This is a genomic window from Nocardioides candidus (genome assembly GCF_041321175.1).
Lineage (GTDB): Bacteria > Actinomycetota > Actinomycetes > Propionibacteriales > Nocardioidaceae > Nocardioides.
Genome location: NZ_JBGGWC010000005.1, coordinates 285,267 through 311,810, shown reverse-complemented (window position 1 = coordinate 311,810; position 26,544 = coordinate 285,267). Strand labels below are relative to the sequence as shown.

31 protein-coding genes are annotated in these 26,544 nt (G+C 70.8%); 13 read left to right on the top strand and 18 right to left on the bottom strand.

Features of this window, described 5'->3' with window-relative positions:
* The coding region (locus ACAX67_RS20935; RefSeq protein WP_370705835.1) for an HNH endonuclease signature motif containing protein at window positions 1-244 on the top strand (244 nt) is incomplete at its 5' end.
* 132 nt (window positions 245-376) lie between these two features.
* Here the strand turns inward: ACAX67_RS20935 and ACAX67_RS20930 are convergent.
* The gene (locus tag ACAX67_RS20930) at window positions 377-925 is read right to left on the bottom strand and encodes an MmcQ/YjbR family DNA-binding protein (protein ID WP_370705834.1); all 549 of its coding nucleotides are present in this window, start codon (window positions 923-925) and stop codon (window positions 377-379) included.
* Between the two features lie 59 nt (window positions 926-984).
* Between ACAX67_RS20930 and ACAX67_RS20925 the strand changes: the two genes are divergently transcribed.
* The gene (locus ACAX67_RS20925; protein ID WP_370705833.1) at window positions 985-1,377 is read left to right on the top strand and encodes a hypothetical protein; all 393 of its coding nucleotides are present in this window, start codon (window positions 985-987) and stop codon (window positions 1,375-1,377) included.
* Here the strand turns inward: ACAX67_RS20925 and ACAX67_RS20920 are convergent, their stop codons facing one another.
* A complete protein-coding gene (locus tag ACAX67_RS20920; RefSeq protein WP_370705832.1) occupies window positions 1,378-2,214 on the bottom strand; it encodes an aldo/keto reductase in 837 nt (278 codons plus the stop codon). It abuts the gene before it with no gap.
* Between the two features lie 37 nt (window positions 2,215-2,251).
* Between ACAX67_RS20920 and ACAX67_RS20915 the strand changes: the two genes are divergently transcribed.
* Both ACAX67_RS20915 and ACAX67_RS20910 read left to right on the top strand, forming a co-directional pair.
* Complete coding sequence (locus tag ACAX67_RS20915; protein WP_370705831.1) at window positions 2,252-2,908, top strand: class II aldolase/adducin family protein; 657 nt, start codon at window positions 2,252-2,254, stop codon at window positions 2,906-2,908.
* Window positions 2,905-3,843 carry a carbohydrate kinase family protein gene (locus ACAX67_RS20910; RefSeq protein WP_370705830.1) on the top strand — a complete coding sequence of 313 codons (939 nt, stop codon included), beginning with the start codon at window positions 2,905-2,907 and terminating at the stop codon, window positions 3,841-3,843. Before ACAX67_RS20915 ends, ACAX67_RS20910 begins: the two co-directional genes overlap by 4 nt.
* Before the next feature lie 3 nt (window positions 3,844-3,846).
* On the opposite strand, the gene ACAX67_RS20905 is transcribed toward ACAX67_RS20910, so the two are convergent.
* The 4 genes from ACAX67_RS20905 to ACAX67_RS20890 all read right to left on the bottom strand — a co-directional run bounded on the left by ACAX67_RS20905 (window position 3,847) and on the right by ACAX67_RS20890 (window position 9,063).
* Window positions 3,847-5,439: an MXAN_6640 family putative metalloprotease gene (locus ACAX67_RS20905; protein ID WP_370705844.1), complete on the bottom strand. Its 1,593-nt coding sequence runs from the start codon at window positions 5,437-5,439 to the stop codon at window positions 3,847-3,849.
* 326 nt (window positions 5,440-5,765) lie between these two features.
* Complete coding sequence (locus tag ACAX67_RS20900) at window positions 5,766-7,232, bottom strand: hypothetical protein (RefSeq protein WP_370705829.1); 1,467 nt, start codon at window positions 7,230-7,232, stop codon at window positions 5,766-5,768.
* A gap of 552 nt (window positions 7,233-7,784) precedes the next feature.
* Entirely contained in the window at window positions 7,785-8,288 is a 504-nt protein-coding gene (locus tag ACAX67_RS20895; RefSeq protein WP_370705828.1) for a hypothetical protein, read from the bottom strand.
* A 397-nt stretch (window positions 8,289-8,685) separates the two neighbouring features.
* Window positions 8,686-9,063 (bottom strand): hypothetical protein, encoded by a 378-nt coding sequence (locus ACAX67_RS20890; RefSeq protein WP_370705827.1) that lies wholly within the window; start codon window positions 9,061-9,063, stop codon window positions 8,686-8,688.
* A 159-nt stretch (window positions 9,064-9,222) separates the two neighbouring features.
* On the opposite strand from ACAX67_RS20890, the gene ACAX67_RS20885 reads away from it, so the two are divergent.
* Complete coding sequence (locus ACAX67_RS20885; RefSeq protein WP_370705826.1) at window positions 9,223-9,558, top strand: hypothetical protein; 336 nt, start codon at window positions 9,223-9,225, stop codon at window positions 9,556-9,558.
* A 536-nt stretch (window positions 9,559-10,094) separates the two neighbouring features.
* Here ACAX67_RS20885 and ACAX67_RS20880 read toward each other — a convergent pair.
* Window positions 10,095-11,561 carry an MXAN_6640 family putative metalloprotease gene (locus tag ACAX67_RS20880; protein ID WP_370705843.1) on the bottom strand — a complete coding sequence of 489 codons (1,467 nt, stop codon included), beginning with the start codon at window positions 11,559-11,561 and terminating at the stop codon, window positions 10,095-10,097.
* A 69-nt stretch (window positions 11,562-11,630) separates the two neighbouring features.
* The gene (locus tag ACAX67_RS20875) at window positions 11,631-13,088 is read right to left on the bottom strand and encodes an MXAN_6640 family putative metalloprotease (RefSeq protein WP_370705825.1); all 1,458 of its coding nucleotides are present in this window, start codon (window positions 13,086-13,088) and stop codon (window positions 11,631-11,633) included.
* Between the two features lie 68 nt (window positions 13,089-13,156).
* On the opposite strand from ACAX67_RS20875, the gene ACAX67_RS20870 reads away from it, so the two are divergent.
* Window positions 13,157-14,428 (top strand): DUF445 domain-containing protein, encoded by a 1,272-nt coding sequence (locus ACAX67_RS20870; protein WP_370705824.1) that lies wholly within the window; start codon window positions 13,157-13,159, stop codon window positions 14,426-14,428.
* 4 nt (window positions 14,429-14,432) lie between these two features.
* Entirely contained in the window at window positions 14,433-14,678 is a 246-nt protein-coding gene (locus ACAX67_RS20865) for an RNA-binding S4 domain-containing protein (RefSeq protein WP_370705823.1), read from the top strand.
* A gap of 1 nt (window position 14,679) precedes the next feature.
* On the opposite strand, the gene ACAX67_RS20860 is transcribed toward ACAX67_RS20865, so the two are convergent.
* From ACAX67_RS20860 to ACAX67_RS20845, 4 genes are read right to left on the bottom strand one after another with little or no spacing between them, the layout of a single operon-like run.
* A complete protein-coding gene (locus tag ACAX67_RS20860; protein ID WP_370705822.1) occupies window positions 14,680-15,048 on the bottom strand; it encodes an FKBP-type peptidyl-prolyl cis-trans isomerase in 369 nt (122 codons plus the stop codon).
* A 33-nt stretch (window positions 15,049-15,081) separates the two neighbouring features.
* Complete coding sequence (locus ACAX67_RS20855) at window positions 15,082-16,107, bottom strand: NHL repeat-containing protein (protein ID WP_370705821.1); 1,026 nt, start codon at window positions 16,105-16,107, stop codon at window positions 15,082-15,084.
* An 11-nt stretch (window positions 16,108-16,118) separates the two neighbouring features.
* Window positions 16,119-16,550, bottom strand: coding sequence for a CBS domain-containing protein (locus ACAX67_RS20850; protein WP_370705820.1), 432 nt, complete (start codon window positions 16,548-16,550; stop codon window positions 16,119-16,121).
* A gap of 10 nt (window positions 16,551-16,560) precedes the next feature.
* Window positions 16,561-17,433, bottom strand: a complete 873-nt coding sequence (locus tag ACAX67_RS20845) for an inositol monophosphatase family protein (RefSeq protein ID WP_370705819.1) — start codon at window positions 17,431-17,433, stop codon at window positions 16,561-16,563.
* Between the two features lie 80 nt (window positions 17,434-17,513).
* On the opposite strand from ACAX67_RS20845, the gene ACAX67_RS20840 reads away from it, so the two are divergent.
* Window positions 17,514-17,981, top strand: a complete 468-nt coding sequence (locus tag ACAX67_RS20840) for a DUF2231 domain-containing protein (protein ID WP_370705818.1) — start codon at window positions 17,514-17,516, stop codon at window positions 17,979-17,981.
* Between the two features lie 43 nt (window positions 17,982-18,024).
* Here ACAX67_RS20840 and rsgA read toward each other — a convergent pair whose 3' ends face one another.
* The 3 genes from rsgA to ACAX67_RS20825 are packed head-to-tail and all read right to left on the bottom strand — an operon-like array spanning window position 18,025 to window position 20,905.
* Window positions 18,025-19,029 carry a ribosome small subunit-dependent GTPase A gene (gene rsgA, locus ACAX67_RS20835; RefSeq protein WP_370705817.1) on the bottom strand — a complete coding sequence of 335 codons (1,005 nt, stop codon included), beginning with the start codon at window positions 19,027-19,029 and terminating at the stop codon, window positions 18,025-18,027.
* Between the two features lie 13 nt (window positions 19,030-19,042).
* Entirely contained in the window at window positions 19,043-20,344 is a 1,302-nt protein-coding gene (aroA, locus tag ACAX67_RS20830) for a 3-phosphoshikimate 1-carboxyvinyltransferase (protein WP_370705816.1), read from the bottom strand.
* Between the two features lie 27 nt (window positions 20,345-20,371).
* Window positions 20,372-20,905 carry a DoxX family protein gene (locus ACAX67_RS20825; RefSeq protein WP_370705815.1) on the bottom strand — a complete coding sequence of 178 codons (534 nt, stop codon included), beginning with the start codon at window positions 20,903-20,905 and terminating at the stop codon, window positions 20,372-20,374.
* A 66-nt stretch (window positions 20,906-20,971) separates the two neighbouring features.
* Between ACAX67_RS20825 and ACAX67_RS20820 the strand changes: the two genes are divergently transcribed.
* The 5 genes from ACAX67_RS20820 to ACAX67_RS20800 all read left to right on the top strand — a co-directional run bounded on the left by ACAX67_RS20820 (window position 20,972) and on the right by ACAX67_RS20800 (window position 24,264).
* Window positions 20,972-21,748: an SOS response-associated peptidase gene (locus ACAX67_RS20820; protein ID WP_370705814.1), complete on the top strand. Its 777-nt coding sequence runs from the start codon at window positions 20,972-20,974 to the stop codon at window positions 21,746-21,748.
* The gene (locus ACAX67_RS20815) at window positions 21,745-22,410 is read left to right on the top strand and encodes an alpha/beta hydrolase family protein (RefSeq protein ID WP_370705813.1); all 666 of its coding nucleotides are present in this window, start codon (window positions 21,745-21,747) and stop codon (window positions 22,408-22,410) included. The genes ACAX67_RS20820 and ACAX67_RS20815 overlap by 4 nt, the downstream gene beginning before the upstream one ends.
* A 69-nt stretch (window positions 22,411-22,479) precedes the next feature.
* Window positions 22,480-23,097 (top strand): sigma-70 family RNA polymerase sigma factor, encoded by a 618-nt coding sequence (locus ACAX67_RS20810; RefSeq protein ID WP_370705812.1) that lies wholly within the window; start codon window positions 22,480-22,482, stop codon window positions 23,095-23,097.
* On the top strand, window positions 23,097-23,384 hold the full coding sequence (rsrA, locus tag ACAX67_RS20805; protein WP_370705811.1) for a mycothiol system anti-sigma-R factor: 288 nt from the start codon (window positions 23,097-23,099) through the stop codon (window positions 23,382-23,384). Before ACAX67_RS20810 ends, rsrA begins: the two co-directional genes overlap by 1 nt.
* 40 nt (window positions 23,385-23,424) lie before the next feature.
* Window positions 23,425-24,264 (top strand): SDR family NAD(P)-dependent oxidoreductase, encoded by an 840-nt coding sequence (locus ACAX67_RS20800; RefSeq protein ID WP_370705810.1) that lies wholly within the window; start codon window positions 23,425-23,427, stop codon window positions 24,262-24,264.
* A gap of 75 nt (window positions 24,265-24,339) precedes the next feature.
* On the opposite strand, the gene ACAX67_RS20795 is transcribed toward ACAX67_RS20800, so the two are convergent.
* Genes ACAX67_RS20795 through ACAX67_RS20785 form a run of 3 tightly spaced genes read right to left on the bottom strand, consistent with a single transcriptional unit; the run spans window position 24,340 to window position 26,528 of the window.
* Window positions 24,340-24,414 carry a 50S ribosomal protein bL37 gene (locus ACAX67_RS20795; RefSeq protein ID WP_370249596.1) on the bottom strand — a complete coding sequence of 25 codons (75 nt, stop codon included), beginning with the start codon at window positions 24,412-24,414 and terminating at the stop codon, window positions 24,340-24,342.
* Window positions 24,415-24,460: 46 nt separating this feature from the next.
* The gene (locus ACAX67_RS20790) at window positions 24,461-24,856 is read right to left on the bottom strand and encodes a thioesterase family protein (RefSeq protein WP_370705809.1); all 396 of its coding nucleotides are present in this window, start codon (window positions 24,854-24,856) and stop codon (window positions 24,461-24,463) included.
* 7 nt (window positions 24,857-24,863) lie between these two features.
* Entirely contained in the window at window positions 24,864-26,528 is a 1,665-nt protein-coding gene (locus tag ACAX67_RS20785) for an acetolactate synthase (RefSeq protein ID WP_370705808.1), read from the bottom strand.
* Between the last annotated feature and the right edge of the window lie 16 nt (window positions 26,529-26,544).

Genomic DNA, 26,544 nt, shown 5'->3' with positions numbered 1-26,544 from the left:
ACTCTTCACCACCGCCCAACGCCGAGCCATGGCACTCATCCACCCCACCTGCATCGAAGAACGCTGCGCCGTGCCAGCACGAGAGTGCGAAGCCCACCACCTCAAACCCTGGTCACAAGGCGGAAGAACCGACCTCAAAGACGCCCGACCAGCCTGCAACTACCACCACCACCTCATCCACGACCCCACCTACACCCACCACACCCTGCCCAACGGCACCATCCGCTTCCACCGCAAGAGATAGGCCGAACCGACAACTTGGCGGCTGGCGTGGCTCTGGCGCGAAGGCGGCGTCAACAGTTGCCGCGCACCACGCTGCGCTCCACGGGGGGCCTGGCCAGGTACCGGATCCCGCGGTGGTCCCGGCCGGTCATCGCTAGCGCACCCAGCGGTACACCTGCCCGTCCCGCACCTCCACCTCCCGCGGCGGCCGGGGGGCGGGCTGCTCGAGCAGGTGGGCGAGGACCTTCTCCCGGCCGCGGACCACGACGTCCTTGTCGTGCCAGTGCAGGTGGGGGTGGAGCAGCAGCCGGGCGTCGCCCACGGATCCGCCGTCGAGCAGTGACCACACCTCCGCGGCGGGCGCGGGCAGGTCCGGGAGGTCGTGCAGCATCTTCGGCACGCACATCCGCCAGGCGTCGACGACGAGCTCGGACATCTCGCCGTCGTCCAGGGGGTCGAGGTGGGCGCAGACCCACTGGTAGCGCAGGTCGCTGGTGCGCGGGAGGAAGAAGACGTCGGGCGCGGAGGCGATCAGCGCGTCGCGCTCCTCGCGCGGGAAGGCGAAGCCCATCTTCGACTCGTCCTCCGAGAAGGCCGCGAAGACCAGCTGCTTCACCTTCAGCTTCCACCGGCCGCCGATCTCACGCTCGTAGGCCCGGGGGAGCGCGAGCGCGACCCGTCGTACGGCGTCGGCGTCGGTCATGCCGCAGACGCTAGGCGCAGCCACGGACAGCTGTCCGTGCAGCGGCGTACGTTGCGAGCATGGCAACCCTGGAGGACGCGGCAGCGATCGCGCTCGCGCTGCCCGAGGTGGCGGAGACCGAGACCGGGCACAACAGCTGGCGGGCATGGGCGGTGCGCGAGAAGAAGTTCGCGTGGGAGCGGCCGTTCAGCAAGGCCGACCTCAAGCGGTTCGGCGACGAGGAGCCGCCCAGCCTGCCGGTGATCGCGGTGCGCACCGACGGCATGGTCGAGAAGGAGGCGATCCTGGCCGACCCGCCACCGGGGGTCTTCCACATCCCGCACTTCGACCGCTACCCGGGCGTGCTCATCGAGCTCAGCGCGATCTCGCGCGGCGACCTCGAGGCGATGCTCCTCGACGCGTGGCTGTCGCAGGCGCCGGCGGCGCTGGCCGAGGAGCACCGGCGGCCCTAGCTACATCTCCTCGTGCACGTCCGGGTCGCCACCGAACAGCCGGCCATCGGGGCGGCCGAGCCCGGTGATGCCGGCGACCTCCTCAGGGGTGAGGGAGAAGCCGAAGACGTCGAGGTTCTCCGCCTGCCGCGACGGAGTCGCCGACTTGGGGATCGGCAACGACCCGAGCTCCACGTGCCACCGGAGCACGACCTGTGCGGGCGTCACGCCGAGCCGCTCGGCGGCGGCGGCGACCACCGGCTCGTCGTACGGCGCATCGCGCTTGCCCAGCGGGCTCCACGCCTCGGTGCGGATGCCGAGCTCAGCGTGCGTCGCGCGCATCTCTTCCTGGGGGAAGCGCGGGTGCAGCTCGAGCTGGTTGACCGCGGGCACCACGCCGCTGTCGTCGATGATCCGCTCGAGGTGCGCACGGGTGAAGTTCGAGACGCCGATCGAGCGCACCAGGCCCCGCTCGCGGAGCGTGACGAGCGCGCGCCACGCCTCGACGTAGAGGTCGACCGACGGGTTGGGCCAGTGGATGAGGTGCAGGTCGAGGTAGTCGAGGCCGAGGCGCTCGAGCGAGGCCTCGGTCGACGCGATCGCCTCGTCGTAGGCGTGGTGGCGACCGGGGAGCTTGCTGGTGACGAAGAGCTCCTCGCGGGCGACCCCGCTACGCGCGATCGCGTCACCGACCGACGCCTCGTTGTCGTAGTTCACCGCGGTGTCGACGAGCCGGTAGCCGAGCCGGACGGCCGAGACGACCGCCTCGACCGCCTCCGAGCCCTGGAGCGGGTAGGTGCCGAAGCCGATCGCGGGGATGCTGCGGCCGTCGTTGAGCTCGTGCGTCGGAGTGGTCATCGTCCCCACGGTAGCGAGTGGGTCTACTGTCCTGCTCGTGACCGACGACGTGAGGACGCAGGTGGTCGACGCCTGCCACCGGCTCGCCGCCGAGGGCCTGCTCATCGGCACGGCCGGCAACGTCAGCGTCCGGGTGGGCGACCGGGTGGCCGTGACGGCGACCGGTGCCGTGCTCGGAGAGCTCACCGCCGACCAGGTGGTGGAGGTGGGCCTCGACGGCCGTCTGGTCGCGGGCGACCTGCTCCCCACCAGCGAGGTCGCGCTGCACGTCGCCGTGTACGAGAAGCACGACGTCGGCGCGATCGTGCACGCCCACGCACCCGTGAGCACCGCGGCCTCGATCTCCCTCGACGAGATCCCGGTGGTGCACTACCAGCAGCTCCTGCTCGGCGGCGCCGTCCGCGTCGCTCCCTACGCGACCTTCGGCACGCCCGAGCTGGCGCACCACGTCGTCGCCGCGCTCGAGGGCCGCACGGCAGCGCTGATGGCCAACCACGGCTCGGTCGCGGTCGGCGCCACGCTCGCCAAGGCGGTCGAGCACGCTCTGCTGCTCGAGTGGCTCTGCACGGTCTACCGCGACGCGCTGGCGATGGGCCGGCCGGTGGTGCTCTCGGCGCAGCAGCAGGAGGACGTGATCACGGCCGCGATCACGCGCAACTACGGCACCGTCCAGGAAGCAGGGGAGAACCAGTGACCGAGCCGGACATCACGGTGGTCTGCGTCGGCGTCCACGTGCTCGACATCCACGTCGCGACCGTCGACACGATCCCCGAGGGCTCCAGTGGCGCACTCGTGGACACGATCCGCATGTCTCCGGCCGGTACGGCGGGCGGCACCGCTGTCGTGCTCAGCAAGCTCGGCGCCGAGGTGGCCAGCGTGGCCGCGGTCGGCGACGACCCGATGGGCGCGGCGCTGGTGGGCCTGCTGCGGGACAACGGCGTCGACACGTCACGCGTCACCACGAAGCAGGGCGTGCAGACCTCGGCCAGCGTGCTGCCGATCAACGGCGACGGCGACCGGCCCGCGTGGCACTGCATCGGCGCCAACGGGTCGCTCACCCTCGACGACATCGACCTCGACCTGGTGCGCTCGGCCGCGCACGTCCACGTCGGAGGGCCGGAGTTCCTGGGCGATGCTGCTGTCGCCGTACTCGAAGCGGCGCGGAGCGCCGGCGTCACGACATCGGTCGACATGCTCGCGCCCGGGGAGCCGATGTGGCTCGACGCGATCGCGGCGTGCCTGCCGCTGGTCGACCAGTTCCTGCCCAACGACGAGCAGCTGCTCGGGCTGACCGGCGCCACCACGCTCGAGGACGCCGCCCAGGTGCTGCTCGACCGCGGCGTCGGGTGCGTGGCGGTGACCGCCGGCGCCCGCGGTGCCTACGTCGCGACGCCGGAGGAATCGGCCTGGGTGCCGGCGTACGCCGTCGAGGTGGTCGACACCACCGGCTGCGGAGACTCCTTCTCCGCCGGCTTCCTGCTCGGTCGCGCCCAGGGGCGAGACCTGGTGGCGGCCGCGTCGCTGGGCAACGCGACCGCCGCTCAGGTGGCCGGAGGCATGTCGACCGACGCCGGGTCCTACGACCTGGCGTCGGTCGACGCGTTCGCCTCGGTCACACCGACGCGCTGACTCCTAGGAGACCAGCGCCGTCCCGGTGACGGACCCCGCCTGGCCGTCCTCCTGACCGGTCCCCTGGCAGGAGAAGATCGGGTAGGAGTCAGCGGTCCAGCAGGTCGTCTCGTTGCTGGCGTTGACCAGGGTCACCTCGACGTACTGCGTGGCGAGGGGGCTGAACTGCAACGAGGTGGCGACGCCGTCACCGTTGGCGTCGAGCACGACCCGCTGGGTCTGGGTCGTTCCGTCCTCCAGGAAGCGGGTGACCACCGCCTGGGAGCGGATCGTGCCGCCGGGCAGGTTGATCGACAGGTTCAGCTCGGCGCTCGGGTCGAGCGAACCGCCGGGGACGAACCGCACGGTCGCCGAGGCGAGGTGGTCCAGCGTGACGGGGCCGGTCGCCGACGCGCCGCTCGCGTTGAGGGTGCGGGTGGCGGCCGGCAAGGGGACCTCGTGCGTGTAGGTGGCGCCCTCCTCGTAGACGTCGGCCGGGTGCCGGTTGGCGTCCGCGAAGAGCGAGAGCTCCTTCGGCAGGTTCGTGCCCCGGGCCTGCAGCACCTTCTCCAGCCCCTGCAGCGAATACTTGTCCGGTGCGCCCTTCTTGGCGTCGAGCAGGCGCCACACGTCGCGCACGAGCGTGGGCAGGCCGGCCGAGGAGGCCGGGTAGTGCTCGGTCAGGTAGCGCCAGAAGATCCACGTGCCGTACTGGAACAGGGCCGGGTAGGAGTAGTCGTCGCCGTCCACCGGCGCGAACATGTCGAGCGGGCCCTCGGGGTCGCTCATGGGGCTCCGGCTGAGGTACTGCCGGTTGTCATCGACCTTGTCGAAGAACTCGTCCTCCGCCCAGGTGGCCGTGGACTCCAGGATCCACGGGTCCTCCGCGAAGTCGTAGGAGTACTGCACCGCGTGGAAGTACTCGTGCGCCGCGGTCACCTGCATGTTCTCCAGCGGAGTGTTCGTCGGGAACTCGGCGTGGGAGAAGTTGTTGTCGAGGACGCAGTAGGCCCACCGGTCGTAGCGCTGGCGGTTGTCGTCGGTCGTGCAGTAGCCGTAGATGCCCTGCGAGCCCACGTCGCGGATGTAGACGTCGGTGCGGTTGTCACCGCCGCGGCCCTGGTCCGGCAGCGGGGAGCGGTAGCCGGCCTTCTTGTACTTCAGGTGAATGGCGTCGACGGTCTTGCGGACCTGGTCGACGTAGTCCGGAACGTGGTTGCCGTTCTTGTCCCTGAGGCTCGGCTTGCTGGCCCCGCTGGTCACCCAGTGCACGCAGATCCGCTTCGTGCAGGACTCCTTGGTGGCACCCGGGCGCTTGAGCGCGCGCGAGGCGGCACGCTGGTCGGCCGGCGAGAGCGCGTCCTTGTAGAGCGCGAGGTCGCGCAGGGCGATCGTGAGGGACCGCGGGTCCGCGGCGCCGGCACGGCGCTGGTCTGCGCCGCCGAGGATCGACCGGACGGCGGCGAGGGCGTCCTGCGCCCGTTCGGCGCGGTGCGCCTTGCCGGTCAGCGAGGCCTTGCTGCCGGGATCGGTGGGTGGATCGGCGAGGGCCGACGGACTGGTCAGGGTCAGCCCGAACACCAGGCTGAGGGGCACGGCGACGAGCGCTCTCTTCATCTTCACCAGCGCAACATGCCACCGGGCGCCCGGCTGAAACCTGCGGAATCCGTCTCAGCCTGGTCTCACGGTCGGCGGAGTTCGGCAGCAAGAGGAGACAGATGTGTAGTGGTCGACCCCCGCCATAGAGCCGAGCGCACTCAGGGCGGCAGTAGAGGGCGTTTGCGTTTGACCGGTCGAACTGGGATCCGAAACCGTCGGAAGGCCCCCAATAGAGGTCCCCGGAAAGTCAATAGAGGTCCCCGGAAAGTCGCGGCCATCGGGCTGAACTCGGATCGCCGCACCGGGCCGCGCGGGTCCAGTAATTCCGGGCCGGGTTGAGGGTCCTACTTGGCAGCGACATTCACTTCCATCGTGACCCAGCCCTCGCCGGCGACCGTGCCGTACGAGATGACCTCCCAGTAGTCCCAGTAACAGTCGCGCTCGTCGGGAACCGGGGTCGCCTCGGCAGCGACGGTGATCTTGAGGGTCTTGGACCCCCCGCGCGGGACCGGCGCAGTGAGGTAGTCGGCTTCGACGACCTGGTCAGTGATGTCGGTGCGACCGTCCTTCACGGAGATCGAGATGTTGGTGCAATCGGGAGACTCGAAGGTCGACCCGTCGATCGTAATCTGCATCGCCTGCGCGGCAGTGTGGCGGTTCTTGATCGTCGCCGTGAACGTCGCTCCGGTGCCTCCGGGGACCAGGGTCCGTCCGGTCACCAACGGCGAGAAGTTCCCTGACACCTGTTTCTGAGTCCCTGCCTTGAAGAGCAGTTCTGACGACGTCGCCGCCTTGCCTGCAGCCTCCTCCACGCAAACTTCGCCCCCGTCCAGGGGGAACCCGTTCGCATCCGTCACTGAGACATTCGCCAACCCGCCGGAACGTGTGGGCGAGAAGGGCAACTTGGCTTTAACGACGAGGATCTTCTGGCTTCTGGCAGCAATGGTCCCAGCGACGTATCCGACGTCGTCACGGGCAAGGGGCTGGCTGGCGGTCGCACTCTTGTACACCTGGAAGGACACGTTGCTGTACGGCGTGGCGTTGACCGCAACATGGAAATCGGCGGCCTCGTCGCCAGTGTTAATCACTTTGACCGGATACTTGACGGCTCCGCCGTCGCCGGCGGCCAGACATGTGCGGAAGTCGTGATACGGGCTCCCGTTAGGCCCTTGAACCTGTAAGTCACCGGACGCCAGGACGGGGCTCGAGGTGATGTCGAGGCTCCATCCACCTGCGATCGAGCCGCCGCCTCCCTGGCTATCATCAGCCGCGTACAGCTTCCATGTGCCGTTGGGATCGGTGTACTTAAACGCCGACATGCTGCTGGCCGTCGGAGTCGGCACCAGAGTGTCATTGCCGTCGCACGCAGAGTCGAAGTCGCGCGGACTGAACGTCCCGCTGGCCCAGGGATACTGAAGTGGCGAGCCCGCGCCGTCGAAGGTCAGATCGAAAGGTCCGGGGTCTGTGCGACAGCCGAGTCGGGTGTCGCTGATCGCGTCCGACATCAGCATCACCCTCACGCCGGTGGGACCCTCCAGGAGCAGGTCAACGTCGTAGGTGGATTGGTGCGAGAAGGCGTTGATGTGCACGTTGACGTCGAGCGTCACTCTCGACTCGCCAGCCACGTTGATCGACGACACCGGGCTAGCGCCGGGAGCGGGGCCGAGGGAGATCGGGGTGGGGTTGCTCAGGGTCGACGCTGCTGCCGCAGGCTTCGCCATGAACATGACGCCGCTCAGGAAGGTAGACGCGAGTGCGAGGGCGAGCGCGACGACACTGGAGCGCAGGACGGTCTTACGCGAGGGATGCACGGGGTCTCCTCTGAGCATCGGCCGGGAGCGGGCAGCGCTACTCTTCCACGGGCGTCGCAGGGCTGCGGCCGTTTCCTCGCTGTCAGCAGCCGGTCGTCGCCATACGCCGTACTCCGGCAGTCAGCCAAGCGGCAGTAGCGTGCGAGCTCCGCGCACGCCGAGCGGCAGTAGCGGGCGAATCGATCATGCACGGAACCCGAGCGGGCGGCCACCGTGATAGGAGAACAACGTGCCTTACAAAGTTGTCGATCAGCCCACCTTGCAACGGTCCTCTCTCAGTCTCGGGGGGCCACGAGGGACACACGAATCAGTCGAGTTCATGCTCGACCACTACGAACGGGAGGGTTGGCGGTTGATTGCGGTGGGTGAGTCCAGGTTCTTGAAGTGCCTGGTCTACCACCTCCACCGTGAGGCGCAGTCGAACTTCCTCAAGTGAAAACCACTCGTCGCTGTCCCGGCGGGCGACCGGTGCCCGGGTCTTGCAATGTAGGCGCGTACTGCTCCGCGCGCACGCCGAGCGGCAGTAGCGGACGGACTGTCTAGCCCTCGCCCTCAGGACCACGAGTAAGGCGGGAGAGGCTCACCAGCGAGGAATGCCCGTGCCGCGTCTGCTGCCCACTGTTCCAGCACAACGAGATCTCGACCCGAGTACTCGGCGTCGTCGTACATGTCGTCGAGATCCACGAACGCCTGGCAAGCAGTATCGCCATCGTGACCCACAAAGCGGTGTGCCCATCCAGCAAGTTCACGCATTTCAAGCTGGCCTGCATGGACCTTCCTCAGCATCGCCCCTAAGGCCGCACGCTGAACATCCGCGGTCAGCACCTCCTGCATGTTCAACTCGACAAGAGCGTCTGAAATGAGGGGTTCCAAGGCAAACTGCGACTCCTTCGGCGACGCTCCTGCCAGTTCACGAAGGCTTGGAGAATCGATGCCAGCAACTAGACACTCGACGGCTGCGTCGATGACGTCGCCCACGGTCGCGGGACTGATCCTCCACACGCTCACCGCATCCGCAAGCAATGATCGCGCTTTGGCGGAGGTCGGTACGGCCACGGACCCCATCCTCCACGGCGAAGCGTTGAAACGCAGCCGAGTTGCCGTTGAGGGTGCTAGCAGTGGCAAATCGCGCGCACGCCGAGCGGCAGCAGCGTGCGGCATGGCCGAAATGGTCCGGCTAGTAGTGGCGGCCCGAGGCATGACTGCAGTGGCTCGGTCGCTCCGGGCGAGTCGAACAGAACTCGCACTCGGGGTCTGCACAGGCGGCCTCGGTCCAGCGATTACACGCCTGGCAGAAGTAAGAGTCGTGGAAGTCGCAAAAGACGCGTTCGCTCGTGCCACACGTCTCGCAGATCTGCACTCAGTGATCGTCCCAGCCGCGCCTAGCCACGGCGACCGCATTTCGGCGCGGCCGCGCACGCCGAGCGGCAGTAGCGTGCGGCACCTCGCGGGCTCAACCGGTGGTCACGAGGTAGCAACCGAGGTGACCCTCCAAAAAGGCGTCGAGCTTCCCCTTCTCAACGCAAGGCCAGCCATCGCCCACTGATCGGTCGTACACCCACAGGATCAGACTCAGAAGTTCGGACGTGAGAAGCGGGGCTCTGTAATCCGGGAGTGTCCCTAACAGAAAGAGAAGCGATCCGACAGCGCCAGCGGGCCCTGGCTGAACGTCCTCGCCAGCGTCGGTTGTCCCCAGCCAGCACCGTTCGCCCACAGCGGGGTCGGCGAGAAGATCGTCCTCCTCCTTGACGTTCCAGAACAACCGCATCTGCTCGCGGGTGGGCTCGAGGTCAAGCGCAATCAGCACTACCTCGGTCAGATAAGACGTCACCTCGGAATGCTCTCAGCCGACGCCCTCGCGCCACTGCCCAAGCACATATGTCGACAGCACGACCGCGCACTCCGACACCGCGCACGCCGAGCCGCAGTAGCGTGCGCAGTCCGTCGCGGACATTTACCATGTTCCGACACACGAGGACGGGAGCCAGGCATGGAGGCGCAAGCTGACGTAGTCGATGTTGCACCTCGCGTTGAAGGGCGTCACGGCTTCTGGTGGGGCCTAAGTGCTGGATTGATCCCAAACGCAGTCATCTTCATCCTCTACCTCGCGCCGTGGGTCGAAGTGTCCGATCAGCTGGCGGTGGATGTTCTGTACGCAGGTCCAGTGGTTGTCGCACTCTTCGGATTGGTGAAAATGTTCTCCCCAAACAGCCGAAGATGTGGAGTCGGGCTGATACTCGCCGCCCCGATCACCGTCGCGTTATGGTTCGTTGCCCTCGGCCTGGACGCCTGGGTTTCGATGGGTACAAATACCCCGGGGCCCTGACGCAAGCGGCCCTCGGCTAGCGCGCGCAACTTGGCATGACTGCGCACGCCGAGCGGCAGTAGCGTGCGACACCGCGCACGCCGAGCGGCAGTAGCGGATGGGCGCGACCCAGCCAATTCGTCAGTCACTCCACTCGATCTCGGTACTTCCGCACCAGTGCGCCGGGTAACCGTCGAGCGGGCTCAGCCGATCGACCTTTCCCTCTAGATCGTCTCGTTCCAGGCAACAACCAACGCACCACGGACCATCGAAGCCGGGCACGCTTTCAACGAGGTCACGCCTCTTCATCCGACTCCATCCATCGTTGAGGCACTGAAAACGAGGGGCGACGAGATCAAGGAGAGGGGCTAGGAGTCGCCACCGGCCTAGTGCCCACTCCGACTCAAGGTCAGATCGGCTACAGCCCGGACACTGGAGAACCACCAGTCAAGGGTAGGCCCGGTCGAGCCAGACGACCTCTACTCGACAGTAGCGGACGGTTCGGTGTGAGCCTTCTACACAGCAAATCTCCCCTTGCTGCCGAACTCGCGGTCGGCTCAGTGCCGCGGCGGCGCCACCACCTGGGTGAGCGTCCCGGTGACTCCGGCCGTGACGTTGTCGTCGAGCGGGTGCCCGTGGCAGGAGAAGTACGGCGACGTGTCGTCGGTGTCGCACCGCTCGGTGCGGTCGCCGGCGTCGACGAGGGTGACCTCGACGTACTTGTAGGTGGCCGTGTCGAACGCGAGCGAGGGCACCGCGCCGCTCGTCGCGACCGTGCGGACGACCTTCGTGGTGCCGTCCTGGAGGTACTGGGTGATGACCGCGCGCGGCTTGGTCACCGGGCTCGGCAGGCTGACCGTGAGGTTCAGGCGCCAGGTCGTCCCCGCCGGCACCGCGCCCGGCGTGAACCGCACCGTGAAGGAGCTGAGGTGGTCCAGCGTCCGCGACCCGCCGATCGGGCCGGGGGCGGCCGCCGAGAGCGTGCGGTCGAACGTCGGGGCGGCGGGGACCGGGTAGGAGGCGCCGCGCACGTAGCTGTCCCTGGGGTGCCGGTTCGCGTCGGCGAAGTCGGCGAACGCCGACGTCAGCGCCCCCGTGCCGCCGCGCTCCTCGATCACGTCGACCAGCGCCTCGAGCGACGTGTCGGGAGTGCTGGAGCGGACGTTGGTCCGACGCCACACGTCGCGCACCAGGGTCGGCATCCGGCCCTGGGCCGCGGGATAGCGCTCGGAGAGGAAGCGCCAGAACACGGCGACACCGGCCGGGTAGCCGTGCAGCTCGTCGTCGTACTGGTCCAGCGACGTCGTCGGCGACGTCATCGGGCTGGCCTTGAGGTACTGCCGGCGCTGGGCCGCGCTCGGATAGAGCTGGTCGGCCGCCCAGGTCGCGGACGACTCCCAGAGCCAGCCGTCCGCGACGGCGTCGTAGGCCATCTCGACGGCGTGGAACAGCTCGTGCGCCGCGGTCAGCTGGAGGTTCGCGACCGGCTTGCCGATCGGGAACTCCCGGTGGGAGAAGTTGTTGTCGAGCACGCAGTAGGCCCAGGTGTGGAGCCGCGCGCCGAGCTGCGGGTGCTCGAGGGCAGGGTTGTCGGTCAGGCACCGGCTCCCGCGAGCGCCCACGTTGCGCAGGTAGATGTCCAGCCTCTTGCCATCGTCGACCCCGGGGTCCTTCTGCGGTGAGAGGTAGCCCGCCTTCCTGTACCTGGTGAGGATCGACTGCGCGGTGGTGCGGACCTTGTCGACGAAGTCCGGCACCTTGTTGTGGTTGCCGTCGTGCCGGTCGGGCGCGTTCTTGCCGCCGGTCACCCAGTGGACGCAGAGCTGCCGGGTGCAGCTGTCCCGGGGGCCTTCCGGCCGGTTCGCCCGGTAGATCGCGGTCGCGCCCGCCGGGGTCGTCCCGGCGCGGCCGGCTGCGACGCGGTGGCCGTCGCCGGAGCCGGCACCGGCAGCGGCGGTCTGGCCCTGAGCGACCGGGACGAGCACGACGGTCAAGGAGACGGCCAGGGAGAGGGCCCACTTCATCTGCACGGCGGCAGCATCGCATCCCGAGCGCCGGTGCACCGCACTTCTCTCCAAGTGGGCCGGGCGTGGTCAGCGGCGGAACAGCTCGGCACGCACGGCGTAGCGTGCTCCGTCGTCGAGCGGCTTCCCGCCGCACGCGAAGAGCGAGTCCTCGTGGCAGTCGTAGCGGGTCGAGGTGTTCACGAGGGTGACGACCACCCGGTGCACGCGGGCCGGGTCGAACCGCACCGCCAGGTCGCCGTCGCCCGCCCTGTCGAGCCGCAGGACGTGCGCCACCGCGCTGCCGTCTGCGCGACGCACGACCACGCGGGCGGCCGACCGGCGGCGCGGGGCCTCGACGTGGACGCGCAGCCGCCACCAGCGCCCGCTCAGGTGCGAGCCCGGCCGGAACGCGACGTGGCGCGCGGCGAGGTGGTCGATGCGCACCCGTCGGGTCGCCTTCGGCTGGTCCGGGCCGATCGGAGAGGGGTGCCCCACCTCGGCCGACGGCCACGAGCGCCCCTCGGCATAGCTGTCCGCGGGGGAGAGGTTCGCGACGGCGTACGACGTCAGCGCCCGGCCCAGCCCTCCGTGGCGGCTCAGCACGGCCGCCAGCGCCTCGACGGAGTAGAGGTTCGTGCCCCTCCCGACCGAGTCGGCCGCGCGCCAGACCGCGCGGACCAGGCCCTGGCCGTAGCGGTCGGTGAGGTACTGCCACCACGCCCAGGTGCCGTACTGGGCGTAGCGGTCGTTGGAGAAGTCGTCGAGCGGCACCCCGGGGTGGTGCACGGTGCCGTAGGGCAGGTAGCGCCGGTTGTCGTCGACCCGGTCGGCGAAGGTCTCCTCCATCCAGGTGGCGGTCGACTCCAGCAGCCAGGGGTCCTCGCGGAAGTCGTAGCCGAACTGGACGGCGTGGAAGAACTCGTGGGCCGCCGTCACGCGCAGGCTGTTGATCGCCGGCTCGCCGAACTGGCGCTTCGCGAAGTCGTCGTCGAGCACGCAGTAGCTGGAGGCGGCCAGCCGTTCGCCGCGCACCCGGCGCTCCGGGGTGCAGTAGCCGAAGAGGCCGCGGCTCCCCAGCTCGGCCAGGTAGACGTCGAAGCGGCTGTCACCGCCGCGCTTCCCGTCGGCGGGGGGTGGGCGGAAGCGCAGGCCGTCCACCTCGTGGTCCCACACGCTCCCGAGCACCCGGAGGGTGCGCAGCGCCCAGCGGCGCGACGGCGGGGCGTCGGCACCGCGCACGGCGTAGTGCACGCAGATGCGCCGGCCGCACACCTTCTCCGAGGCGCCGCGGTAGCCGTCGCCGCCGGGGTCGTTGGCGCCGTCGGTCGGACGGGCCAGGAGCACCCGCGCCACGATCTTCTCCAGCGGGTCGAGTCGCGGCCGGGCGACGAAGAGGTCCCGCATCGCAAGCGTGGAGTACGGCGTCGCGACCGCCCGCCGTCCGTGCGGCCCCGCCGGGTCGGCGCTCGCGGTCGAGACGGCGCCGAGAGGCAGGAGCCCGCCTGCCAGAAGGCAGGCAAGGACGAGGCGTGCGGGGAAGGACACGTCGTCCAGGGTCGCCGACCGCAGCACCGGAACGCAGGACGACGCGCCGCGTGGGGCAGGATGACGGGGTGAGCGGCCCCAGCATCCCCCTCGATCCCGCCCATCCCGGGGCCACCGACGCGACCCGGCGCAGCGCGCTGCGGAGGATGCGCACCCTGGCGGTCTCGCTGCTGGTCTTCGCCGCCGTCGTCTACGTCGCGACGCTGAGCCGCGACGGCTTCTGGGGGTTCGTCAACGCGGGTGCCGAGGCGTCGATGGTCGGTGCGATGGCGGACTGGTTCGCCGTCACCGCGCTCTTCAAGCACCCGCTCGGCCTGCCGATCCCGCACACGGCGCTGATCCCCAAGCGCAAGGACGACCTCGGCAAGGGCCTCGAGGACTTCGTGGGGGAGAACTTCCTCCAGGAGGACATCATCCGCGAGCGGATCCTCTCCGTGGGGATCGCGAAGCGGGTGGCCGCCTGGCTCGCCGTACCCGCCAACGCGCAGCGGGTCGTCGACGAGGCCGCCGACCTGGCGGCGATCGGCCTGTCGAAGGTGCGGCCCGACCACATCGAGTCGCTCGTCAACGACGCGCTCGTGCCGCGCTTCCGCGAGGAGCGCGTCGCGCCGCTGCTCGGCGGGCTGCTCGACGAGGCGCTCGCGGACGACCTGCACCACGGGCTCGTCGACCTGGCCCTGGAGGAGCTGCACGACTGGCTGATCGCCAATCCCGAGACGGTGCACGAGGTCATCGGGGAGCGGGCCCCCTGGTGGGCACCGGACAGCGTCAACACCTACGTGATCAACCGCCTGCACCAGGAGATGGTGCGGTGGCTCTCGGAGATCCGCAGCCAGCCAGAGCACCGTGCGCGCCGTGCCCTCGACTCGATGCTGCAGCAGCTCGCCACCGACCTGCAGGACAACAGCGAGACCCAGGAGCGGGCCGAGCGTCTCAAGAACCGCATCCTCGACCATCCCGCCGTCAACCGCACGGCGATCACGATGTGGGCGGCGTTGCGCGACGCCCTCGTGAAGTCGCTCGACGACCCGACGGGCGCGGTGCACCAACGGCTGCTGCTCGAGGTCGACCTCTTCGCCACCCGGCTGGCCGGCGACGGCGCGCTGCGCGACCGCCTCGACCAGGCGGCGGCCGACCTCGCGGTCTTCGCCGTCGACAGGTACGGCGACGAGGTGACCGCCGTGATCACCCACACCATCGAGCGGTGGGACGGCAAGGAGGCGGCGCAGCGGATCGAGCTGCACGTCGGCCGCGACCTGCAGTTCATCCGGATCAACGGCACGATCGTCGGTGGGTTGGTGGGCGTCCTCATCCACACCGCGTCGGTCGCACTAGGCTGAGGCCGTGCCCGAACCGCTCGACGTGCCCATCTCCGACGGTGGCATCAAGCTCGGCCAGTTCCTGAAGCTGGCGAACCTGATCGACTCCGGCTCGGAGGCCAAGCCCCTCCTCGCCGCGGGCATGGTGCGCGTGAACGGCGAGGTCGAGACCCGTCGCGGGCGGCAGCTGGCGGAGGGCGACGTGGTCGCCCTCGCCGCCCAGTCCGCCCGGGTCGTCGTCGGCGACGTCCCGGACAACCTGCCCTGGTAGGTCAGCTCACGCCGAGCAGGTCGACCACGAAGATCAGGGTCTCGCCCGGCTTGATGGCGCCGCCGGCACCGCGGTCGCCGTAGCCCAGGTGCGGGGGGATGACCAGCTGGCGGCGGCCGCCGACCTTCATGCCCTGCACGCCGTCGTCCCAGCCCTGGATGACCTGGCCGACGCCGAGCCGGAACTGCAGCGGCGCGCCGCGGTTGTACGACGCGTCGAACTCCTCGCCGGTCGAGTGGGCCACGCCGACGTAGTGCACCGACACGGTGCTGCCGGCGGTCGCCTCGTCGCCGTCGCCGACGGTCACGTCGGTGACCACCAGGTCGGCGGGCGGCTCGGGGTCGAAGAACTCGATCTCAGGCTTGTCCATGCCGACCACCCTAGTCGGGGGCGTGCGCCCGGATCATCCCGCCCGCAGACGGGTGATCAGCCCCGCCTCGCTGTCGGTCGTCCAGATGCTGCCGTAGGCAGCCACCACGCTGCCGCCGCTGCGAGGCGACCCGGGCCTGACCTGCTGCAGCACCGCGCCGCTCGCGGCGTCGATCTGCGTGATGGTGCCGTCGGACGCACGCAGCCACACCGACGTCCCGTCGGTGGACACGTCGCCGTCGGGGCCGGCGATCAGTCCGGGATAGACGGTCCGCCGGGAGAGGGCGTCGCTGAAGTGGGTCAGGCCGTCGAACGAGTCGACCCACACGTCCTCGCCGACGACCGCGGCCATGCGTGCGTCCGTGACGTCCAACCGGGCACGCACCGATCCGGACGCCGCGTCGACGACGGTCGCGCTGTCCTCGACCACCGATGTCGCGACGAAGGTGTCACCCGACCCGGCGAGCTGCTGGAAACGACCGCCCAGGGGGAAGGTGCGGACCGCGCCCGAAGGAGGGACCAGGCTGAGCGCCTCGCCGTCGTCGACGAGCACCCCGATCGCGTCGCCGGCGGACGGCAGGGCGAGCTGGTCGAAGACCTTGCCGACGTGCACGAGCCGGGTGATGCGGCCGGTGGAGGGGTCGATCCGCGCCACTCCCGTGCCGTCCTTCCGGGTCGCGCACGCCCAGATCGCGCCGTCGAGCGCGCCGATGCCCTGGCAGTAGAACGACTGGCCGGTGCGGGGATCGACGGTCAGGTCGGCCGTGATCCGGTCGGTGCCGGGATCGATGCGCAGCACGTGCCCCACGTCGGTCTTGACCCAGAGGGCGCCGCCCGCGGCCACCATGCCGTCCGCGCCGGCCGAGTCGAACCTCGACCGCTCTCGGGCGCGGTAGGAGGAGGTCCGGGCCGGTTCGACGGCGGCGGTGGCGGCCGCGGGTGCCGCGGACGACTGGGTGTCGGCCGTGCCCGGGCCGTCCGGGTCGCTCCCCGCGTCGCACCCGTTGAGGCTCAGGACCACGACGACGGCGAGGCCCGACGCGGCCAGCCCCACGCCCACGGCCCGACCGGTCAGGTCTGGTGGACGTAGGAGTCGAGCTGGTCGCGCTCGAACTCCAGCAGGTTGATCTTGTGCTTCACCAGGTCGCCGATGCTGACGATGCCGACCAGGTCGTCGCCGTCGCAGACCGGGATGTGACGGAAGCGGCCCTCGGTCATCCAGCCGAGCACCTCGTCGAGGTTGTCGTCGGGGGAGCAGGTCTTCACGACCTGGGTCATGATCGCGCCGACGGTGTTGTCGATCACCGTGCCGTCGCTGTGCAGGCGCCGGACCACGTCGCGCTCGCTGACGATGCCGTCGAGCGAGGACCCGTCGCCGCTCACGATCAGGGCCCCGATGTTGTGCTCGGCGAGGGTCGCGATGAGCTCGCGGACGCCGGCATCGGGGGCGATCGTGACAATGTCCGGCAGGGCCTTGGCCTGGAGCACCTCGGTGATACGCATGTGATGCACGTTACTCGCGGCGAGGGCTGCGGGACCAGATGTCCGAGACAGTTCCGGGGCCGTTGGCCTGCCAGTCGGGGTCGTCGTCCCCGCCCGGCACCGAGCCCAGGAACGACAGCGCCGCGTCGTGCAGGTGACCGTTGCTGGCCAGCGCGTTGCCGCCCCACGGACCGTCGTTGCCGTCCAGCGAGGTGAACCGGCCACCGGCCTCGCGGACGATGATGTCGAGCGCGGCCATGTCGTAGACCTCGAGGTCGGGCTCGGCGGCGACGTCGACGGCGCCCTCGGCGAGCAGCATGTAGGACCAGAAGTCGCCGTAGGCGCGCGTGCGCCAGACCCGCCGCATCAGCGCCAGGACGTCCTCGCCCAGGCCGCGGTCCTCCCAGCCGGAGATCGAGGAGTAGCTGAACGACGCGTCCTCCAGCCGTCGTACGTCCGAGACCTGGCAGCGCGTCGCCTTCATCAGCGACTTGCCGGTCCACGCGCCCTGGCCGGCCGACGCCCACCACCGGCGCTGCAGCAGCGGTGCGGACACCACGCCGAGCACGACCTCGTCGTCGACCGCGAGCGCGATGAGGGTCGCCCACACCGGCACGCCCCGCACGAAGTTCTTGGTGCCGTCGATCGGGTCGATGATCCAGCGACGCTGGGAATGGCCGGAGGTGCCCTGCTCCTCGCCGGTGACGGCGTCGCGGCTGCGTGCGCGCTTGAGCGTACGGCGGATCGACTCCTCGACCGCCTGGTCGGCATCGGTCACGGGGGTCAGGTCCGGCTTGCTCATCACGTGCAGGTCGATCGCCTTGAACCGTGCCTGCGTGAGCGAGTCCGCGTCGTCCGCCAGCAGGTGCGCCAGGCGGAGGTCGTCGGTGTAGTCGGTGCTCACGGGGTCACCCTAGCCAGCGCGGCGCCCCGCCGATCGCCCGAGGACTGAACCGAACCGGCTCCGGCTCCGTGGACAGGGGTGTGACGCATCCCTTACTCATGGAGGTCAACGGGCTGCCGGTCCACGCGCTCGTGGTCCACGCCGTGGTGGTCCTGGGACCCATCGCCGCCCTCGCGGGCATCGCCTACGCCGTCGTACCCAGGTGGCGCGACTGGCTGCGCTGGCCGCTCGTCGTAGTCACGACCCTGGTCGTCGGCGCCGTGTGGGTCGCCTACCTGAGCGGTGAGGACCTGACCGAGGCCAACACCTACGGCGGCCCGCTCGAGGCGCTCGTGCAGAAGCACGAGGACCGCGCCAGCATGCTCCGTCTCCTCGCGACCGGCTTCGCCGTCGTCACCTGGGTCACCGCGTGGTGGCACACCCGCAAGGGCGTCGTCGGCATCGTCCTCACGGCCCTCCTCGGGATCATGGCCGCGCTGACGCTGGTGTGGGTGGTCCTCACCGGCGACGCCGGCGCCCAGATCGCCTGGTACGGCGTCAAGGGCTGATCGGGGAGCGGGGCGTGAACCTGGTTCACGCAGGGCTCCCCGGTCAGTAGTCGGTGACCGACCGCGCGGCGAGCAGGCGGCGGAAGCTGGCGACCCGCTCGGGCTCGGCCTCGCCGCGCTCGACGGCCTCGTCGAGGCCGCACTCGGGCTCGTCGTCGCCGTGGGTGCAGCCGCGGGGGCACTCCTCGGTCATCTCGTCGAGGTCGGGGAAGGCGCCGATGAGGTGCTCGGGCTGCACGTGGGCCAGGCCGAAGGACCGGATGCCCGGGGTGTCGACGATCCAACCGCGGTCGCCGGGGAGGCCGAGCATGACCGCGGAGGTCGACGTGTGCCGACCCTGGCCGGTGACGGCGTTGACGTGGCCGGTCTCGCGGCGCGCGTCCGGGACGAGGGCGTTGACGAGGGTCGACTTCCCGACGCCGCTGGTGCCGATCATCACGCTGGTGCGGTCCGAGAGGCGGCCGGCGAGGTCGTCCAGCCCGATGATGCGCCGCTCGCTGTCGCGCTGGGTGACGACCCACGGCACCCCGAGCGAGCGGTAGGTCGAGAGCAGGGTCTCCGGGTCCTCGAGGTCGGCCTTGGTGAGGCACAGCAACGGGGTCATCCCGGCGTCGTACGCCGCGACGAGTGCCCGGTCGATCCAGCGCGTGCGGGGCGCGGGGTCGGCGAGCGCGGTGACGACCACGAGCTGCTCGGCGTTGGCGACGATGACGCGCTCGACGGGGTCGTCGTCGTCGGCGGTACGTCGCAGCACGGTCGACCGGTCCGCGACCTCGACGATGCGCGCGAGGCTGCCGTCGGCCCCCGAGACGTCGCCCACGACGCGCACCCGGTCGCCGACGACCACGCCCTTGCGGCCGAGCGGGCGCGCCTTCATCGCCAGGACCGTGCGCCCCTCGACCAGGAGCGTGAACCGGCCGCGGTCGACGGTCACGACCGATCCGTCGACCGCGTCGTCGTAGCTCGGACGCTCCTTCGTGCGGGGGCGGGTACGGCGGCGGGGCCGCTCGTAGTGCTCGACGTCGTGCTCGCCGTACCGCCGGCTCATCGGCCCGCCGCCTTCACAGCAGCGCGGCCCAGACGCCGGGGAAGTCGGGGAAGGTCTTGCTGGTCGTCGCCACGTCCTCGACGAGGACGCCCGGGACGGCCGCGCCGACGATGACGCCCGCGTGGGCCATCCGGTGGTCGGCGTAGGTGTGGAAGACCCCGCCGTGCAGCGGTGCCGGCCGCAGGGTCAGCCCGTCGGGGTGCTCGTCCACGTCGGCGCCGAGGGCGCTCAGCTCGGTGGCGAGCGCGGCGAGCCGGTCGGTCTCGTGGCCGCGGATGTGGGCGATGCCGCGCAGGTGCGAGGGCGTGGAGGCGAGCGCGCAGAGCGCGGCGACCGCCGGAGCGAGCTCGCCGACGTCGTGGAGGTCGGCGTCGATGCCGCGCAGGTCGCGGACGCCGCCGGCCGGGCCGGTCACGCGGAGCCCCTCGGGCACGCGCTCGACCGCGCAGCCCATCTGCGCCAGCAGGTCGCGGAGCGCGTCGCCGGCCTGGGTGGTCGCGTCCGGCCAGTCGCGGACCGTCACCGCGCCGCCGGACACGGCCGCCAGCGCGAGGAAGGGCGCGGCGTTGGACAGGTCGGGCTCGATCGCCTCGTCGTGGGCGGCGATCGGCCCCGGTGCCACCGCCCAGCGGTTGGCGTCCGCATCGTCGACGGACACCCCCCGGTCGCGCAGCATCGCGATCGTCATCTCGATGTGGGGCAGCGACGGGATCGGCTTGCCGTCGTGACGCACGTCGACGCCGTGGTCGTAGCGAGCCCCGGCGAGCAGCAGGGCGGAGACGAACTGCGACGACGCCGACGCGTCGATCACCACCGTGCCGCCCGGCACCCGCCCCTCGCCGGCGACGGTGAACGGCAGCGACCCGCGGCCGCCGTCGTCGATCCGCACGCCCAGCGCGGTCAGCGCCGCCAGCACCTCGCCGACCGGCCGGTTGCGCATGTGCGAGTCGCCGTCGAAGGCGACGGTCCCGGCGACCAGGCCGGCGACCGGCGGCACGAACCGCATCACGGTGCCGGCCAGCCCGCAGTCGATGGTCGTCGACACGGGGGAGCCGGCCGCGAGCGGCGTGACCGCCCAGTCGTCGCCCGACGTGTCGACCACCGCGCCCAGGGCGGTCAGGGCGCGCGCCATCAGCGTCGTGTCCCGCGACCGCAGCGCCCGTCGTACGACGGACGGGCCGTCCGCCAGGGCGGCGAGCACCAGCGCGCGGTTGGTCAGCGACTTGCTGCCGGGCAGGGAGACCGTGCGGTCCACGGGCGCCGTCGCCACCGGCGCAGGCCAGAGGTCGGGGTGCCCGACGGCGGGTGTGGTCATGACCCGCCGCAGTCTAGAGGTCGGGGGTCAGGTGAGCTGAGCCTTGACCAGCTTGGCCTCGCGCCTCGCCTCGTGTGCCAGGTGACGCGCCTCGCGGCGGGCGTCCTTGGCGGCACGCCGGGCACGCCAGGCCAGGCCCGGCCGGCCCTCGGTGTCGCCGGCGGCGATCAGCAGGCCACCGGTGAGGGAGACGTTCTTCACGAAGTGGGTCAGCTGCTGGCGGCGTTCGTCGGAGTCCGAGGCCTCCCAGAAGCGGTAGCGCGTCGCCGTCGACGGCACCAGCGTCGCCGCCAGGACGCCGGAGGCGACCCGCGGGAAGTGTCCGGTGATCAGCGCCGCGGCCGCGGCCACCTGGAGGCCGCCGTTGATGCGCACCCAGGTGGCCGGGTTGGTCGGCACCGGCGTCCCGTCGGGCGCCGCACGTTCGACCATGGGCACGAACCGGTCGGTGACCGGCTTCGCGTCCTGGGCGATGTCGTTGGCGTTGCGGAGCGAGTCGATGCCGCTGGTCACGAAGAACGCTCCCAGCAAGGGGCGTGCGAGAAGTCTGCTCAGGGCCATGCCCGACCGATACCCCGATCGATCGGTCCTCAACCAGGGTCGGTCGCGGACGATAGGTTTCCTGCCATGTGCGGGCGCTACGCATCGAGCCGGAGTCCGGAGGACCTCGCGGAGGAGTTCGAGGTCGTCGACACCAGGCTCGACAAGGTCCTTCCTCCCGACTACAACGTCGCTCCGACCAAGGAGGTCTACGCGGTGGTCGAGCGCGCCCCGCGACCCGACGACGAAGAGACGGGCGCCACGCCGGACGACCCGGAGCCGGTGCGCCAGCTGCGTGCGCTCCGCTGGGGCCTGGTGCCCTTCTGGGCCAAGGACCCCTCGATCGGCAGCCGGATGATCAACGCGCGGATGGAGACGGTCGCGGAGAAGCCGGCCTTCCGCCGGGCCTTCGCCGGACGGCGCTGCCTGCTGCCGGCCGACGGCTACTTCGAGTGGTACGAGACCCAGCAGAAGGGCAAGAGCGGCAAGCCGCTCAAACAGCCCTTCTTCCTCACGCCCAAGGACGGGTCGGTGCTCGCGATGGCCGGCCTCTACGAGATCTGGAAGGACCCGACGCGCGCCGACGATGATCCCGAGAGGTTCCGGTGGACCTGCACGGTGCTCACGACGGAGGCGACCGACGAGGCCGGGCGGATCCACGACCGGATGCCGCTGATGCTCACCCGCGACCGCCGTGACGCCTGGCTCGACCCCCGCACGCCGAAGGACAGCCTGCTCGACCTCCTCGTCCCGGCACAGCAGAGCGGTCTCCAGGCCTACCCGGTCTCCACGGCGGTCGGCAACGTCCGCAACAACGGTCCCGAGCTCGTGGAGCCGATCCCCTTCGAGGAGAGCCTGCTGTGAGCCGCACCCAGGAGCGCATCATCCCGACACCGGTGGGCGAGGGGCGGCTCGTGACCCGGCGTGCGCAGCGACCGATCGCGACCGTCCTGCTCAGCCACGGCGCCGGCGGCGGCATCGAGGCGCCGGACCTGGAGGCGCTCGCGACCTTCCTGCCCCGCCAGGGCGTCTCGGTGATGCTCTTCGAGCAACCGTGGCGGCGGGCCGGGCGCAAGGTCGCCACGGCGCCCGCGACGCTCGACGTCGGGCTGCGCGCCGCGGTCGACGCCGTGCGGGTCCGCACCCCGATCATCCTGGGCGGCCGGTCGGCGGGCGCACGCTCGGCGTGCCGCTCGGCGCGCGGCCTGAGCGCCGCCGGCTGCCTCGCGCTGTCGTTCCCGCTGCACCCGCCGGGCCGGCCCGAGCGGTCCCGGCTCGACGAGCTGGCCGCCGCCGGCGTACCGACCCTGGTGATCCAGGGGGAGCGTGACCCGTTCGGCGGGCCGGCGGAGTTCCCCGACCCGCTGCCCGGCCGCACCGACCTCGCCGTGGTCCCCGACGCCGACCACAGCCTCAAGGTGCCGAAGCGGTCCGCGATCACCCACGACGACGCCATGGGCATCGTGGTCGAGGCGACCCTCGAGTGGATCGTCCGGGAGATCGTCGGGAATGGAGCGACCCGCTGACCCGTTGCACCCAGCATGATCGCGGTCCTCGAGCGCCCCACGGCCCCCAGCCCCGTAGGCTGGGGACTGATGACCGAGACCTCTGACGTCGAGATCGACGTCGCGACCGAGACCCAGGAGGAGCGGGCCGCGCGCTTCGAGCGCGACGCGCTGCCCTTCCTCGACCAGCTCTATTCCGCTGCGATGCGGATGACGCGCAACCCCGCGGACGCCGAGGACCTCGTCCAGGAGACCTTCGCCAAGGCCTACTCCGCGTTCCACCAGTTCAAGCCCGGCACCAACCTGAAGGCCTGGCTCTACCGGATCCTGACCAACACCTTCATCAACTCCTACCGGAAGAAGCAGCGCCAGCCGCAGCAGTCCATGTCGGAGGACGTGGAGGACTGGCAGCTCGCGCGGGCGGAGTCCCACACGTCGAGCGGCCTGAAGTCCGCCGAGATGGAGGCGTTGGAGCACCTGCCCGACAGCCAGGTCAAGGACGCGCTGCAGAAGCTCCCCGAGGAGTTCCGGCTGGCCGTCTACCTCGCCGACGTGGAGGGCTTCGCCTACAAGGAGATCGCCGAGATCATGGACACCCCCATCGGGACCGTGATGTCCCGCCTCCACCGCGGCCGCCGACAGCTGCGGGACATGCTCTCCGACTACGTCCGCTCGGGTGGCGACGCACCGGTCCAGGGAGGCCGCTGATGACGCACCAGCACGATGACACCCACGGGCACGACCCGAGCAACGAGGAGTGTGCCGACTTCCTCGAGCGGATCATGCGCCTGATCGACAACGAGCTCGAGGCCGGCGACTGCGCCGTCGTACGCGCGCACATCGACACCTGCAGCCCGTGCCTGGAGAGGTACGACCTCCAGCGCACGGTGAAGGCGATCGTCGCCCGCTCCTGCAGCGAGACCGCGCCCACCGAGCTCCGCGAGCGGGTCCGCATCAGGATCCAGGAGATCCAGGTCCAGATCACCGAGGGCTGAGGGGCGCGGTCACCGCCGCGGTTCTGCGATGATCCGGGCCATGGCGAAGGCTCCCGGCACCGTCCTGATCACCGGTTGCTCCTCGGGCATCGGTGAGGCGACCGCACTGCGACTGGTCCGCAAGGGCTGGGACGTCCACGCGACCGCGCGCCGGCCCGAGACGCTGTCCGCGCTCGCCGAGGCCGGTTGCTCGACGCTCGCCCTCGACGTCACCGACGAGGACTCGATGACCACGGCGGTCGCCGCTGTGCTCGACTCGCGCGGCCGGATCGACGCCCTGGTCAACAACGCCGGCTACTCGCAGTCCGGCGCCCTGGAGTCGATCGACCTGACCGACGTACGGCGGCAGTTCGAGACCAACGTCTTCGGCCTGATCCGCCTGGCGCAGCTGGTGCTGCCGGCGATGCGCCGGCAGCGGTCGGGCCGCATCGTCAACATCGGCTCGATGGGCGGCAGGCTCACCTTCCCGGGCGGCGGGGCCTACCACGCCAGCAAGTACGCCGTCGAGGCGCTCTCCGACGCGCTGCGCTTCGAGGTCGCGGGCTTCGGCATCGGCGTGGTGCTGGTCGAGCCGGGCCTGATCACGACGAGGTTCGACGAGAAGGTCGCCGCGGAGATGCCGGAGGGATCCGGACCCTACGCGGCCTTCAACGCGGCGGTCCTGAAGTCGACGCTGGAGGCCTACGACGGGCCGATGGCCAAGCTCGGCGGCCCGCCGGAGGCGGTAGCGAGGACCATCGAGAAGGCGCTCACGAAGAAGCGGCCGCGGGCCCGCTACCTGGTCCCGCCGTCGGCGTACGGCGCCATCGCCTCGCGCCGGATGATGCCGGACCGGGCCTGGGACCTGGCGATGCGCAGCCAGTTCCCGCAGCCGAGGTAGGCCGGCGCCGGCAGGTCCGGGACGACGAAGCCCCCGCGACCGTGACGGTCCGGGGGCTTGGTCTTCGGCTTCGCTCTAGCTGTTGGGGCGCTTGCCGTGGTTCGCGCCCTTCTTGCGGCGAGCGCGGCGCTTGCGGCCGGTCTTGCCCATGGTTCCTCCTGAAGTCGGTATGACCTCAGTCTCTCAAACAGAACGGTCAGCCGGAAATCCGGGTCATGAAGCGGGCGGCGTCGACGACCACGCGGGTCACCTCGCCGCTGCCGACCAGGGTGCCCGGCCCGTCCGGCCCGACGTTGCGGGCGGCGACGGAGAAGCGGCGCAGCCGTCCGTCGACGTACGCCAGGCGGGCGGTGACCTCGACCAGCTGCCCGACCGCGCTCGGTGCGAGGTGCTCGAGCTGGACGCGGGTGCCGACACTCGTCTCGCCCTCGGTCAGGGTGGGGTCGATGGCCGCGCACGTCGCGGCCTCGCACCACGCCAGCAGGCGCGGCGTCCCGAGCACCGCCAAGGTGCCGGAGCCGACGGCAGCGGCGGTGTCGGCGTCGGTCACGGTGAACTGAAGGGCGGACTCCGCCGTGGGGACCTGGGTCATGGCGCGCTCAGATGCCGAAGGTGCTGCGGGGATAGGCCGCGTCGACGTCGGTGATGATGTTGACGAGGTACGGCGCGCCTGCGGCGAAGGCGCGGTCGAGCGCCGGCCCGATCTGCCGCGGGTCGGTGACCGTCTCGCCCGCGCCGCCCAGCGACTTCACGACCGCGTCGTAGGACGTCCGCGGGGCGAGGTCGGCCGCGACGTCGTAGCCGTAGAGCATCTGCATCGGGCCCTTCTCGAGCCCCCACGCGGAGTTGTTGCCCATCACCATCACCACCGGGAGGTCGTGCCGGACCAACGTGTCGACGTCCATCAGCGAGAAGCCGGCGGCACCGTCGCCGAGCAGCAGCGCCACCTGGGAGGACGGCCGGGCGATCCGGGCCGCGATGGCTGCGCCGAGCCCGGCTCCGAGACACCCGTAGGGGCCGGGGTCGAGCCAGCAGCCCGGTCGCTTCGGCTCGATGAACTTGCCGGCGAACGACACGAAGTCGCCGCCGTCGCCGATGACGACCGCGTCGTCGGCGAGCCGGGGGACCAGCTCGCCGTAGATCCGCGCGGGGTGGACGGGGTCGGCCTCGGCGCGGAGCAGCTCGGCGTCCTTGGCGGCGGTGGCAGCGACGGTGTCCTGGAGGCTGCCGACCCAGTGCGCCCAGTCACCGCGCCGAGCCCGCTCCACCGCGGCGAGGAGTCCGTCGAACACCGCGGTCAGGTCGCCGCTCGCGGACGCCGCGAGCGCGGCGTGGGGGGAGACCTGGTCGGCGGAGTCGGCGATGTGCACGACCTGGGCCGGCACGACGCCGTCCTTCCCGCCGAAGATGCCGTAGCCGAGGCGGAAGTCGAGCGGCGTGCCGACGACGACCACGAGGTCGGCGCCGTTGATGGCCGCGCCGCGCGCCTTGGTGACGAGGAGCGGATGACCGCCCGGGACGATGCCACGGCCCATGCCGTTGGTGATCGTCGGGACGCCGACCGCCTCGACGAACCGCAGCGCCGCCTCGTCGGCACGGTCGGCCCACACGTCGGTCCCGAGGATGAGGAGGGGCCGCGCGGCCCCGGCGACCAGCGCGGCGATGCGCTCGATCGCATCGGAGTCGGGCGTGGCGCCGCGCCCTGCGTCGGCCCCGACCACCGGCACGTCCCCGCTGCCGACGTTGAAGAACTCGTCCATCGGCACGTCGACGTACGTCGGGCCGCGGTGCGACGACCGCGCCGCCGTGAACGCCGTGTCGAAGCCGGCCGCGACGTCCGCCGCCGTCATCAGGGTCGCGGCGTGCTTGGTCACCGGTCCGACGATCGGGAGGTGGTCGATCTCCTGCAGCGCCCCGGTGCCCCAGCGGTTGTTGGGCGCGCGGCCGCCGACGACCACCATGGGGGAGCCGGCGAACCTCGCCTGCGCCATCGCGCTGACGCCGTTGGTCACCCCCGGGCCCGCGGTCAGCACGGCGAGTCCCGGCACCCGGGTGAGCTTGCCGGTCGCCTCGGCGGCGAACGCCGCCGTCTGCTCGTGGCGTACGTCGACCAGGCGCATCGGGTCGCCCGCCTCGGTCGCCTTCACCGCGCCGTCGTACATCGGGAACACGTGCGCGCCCGACAGCGTGAACATGGTCTCGACGCCGTGCGCCTGGGCCACCGCGACGGCGAGCTGGCCGGCGTGTCCGGAGAGTTCGGTCATGCAGGCAACCTACCGA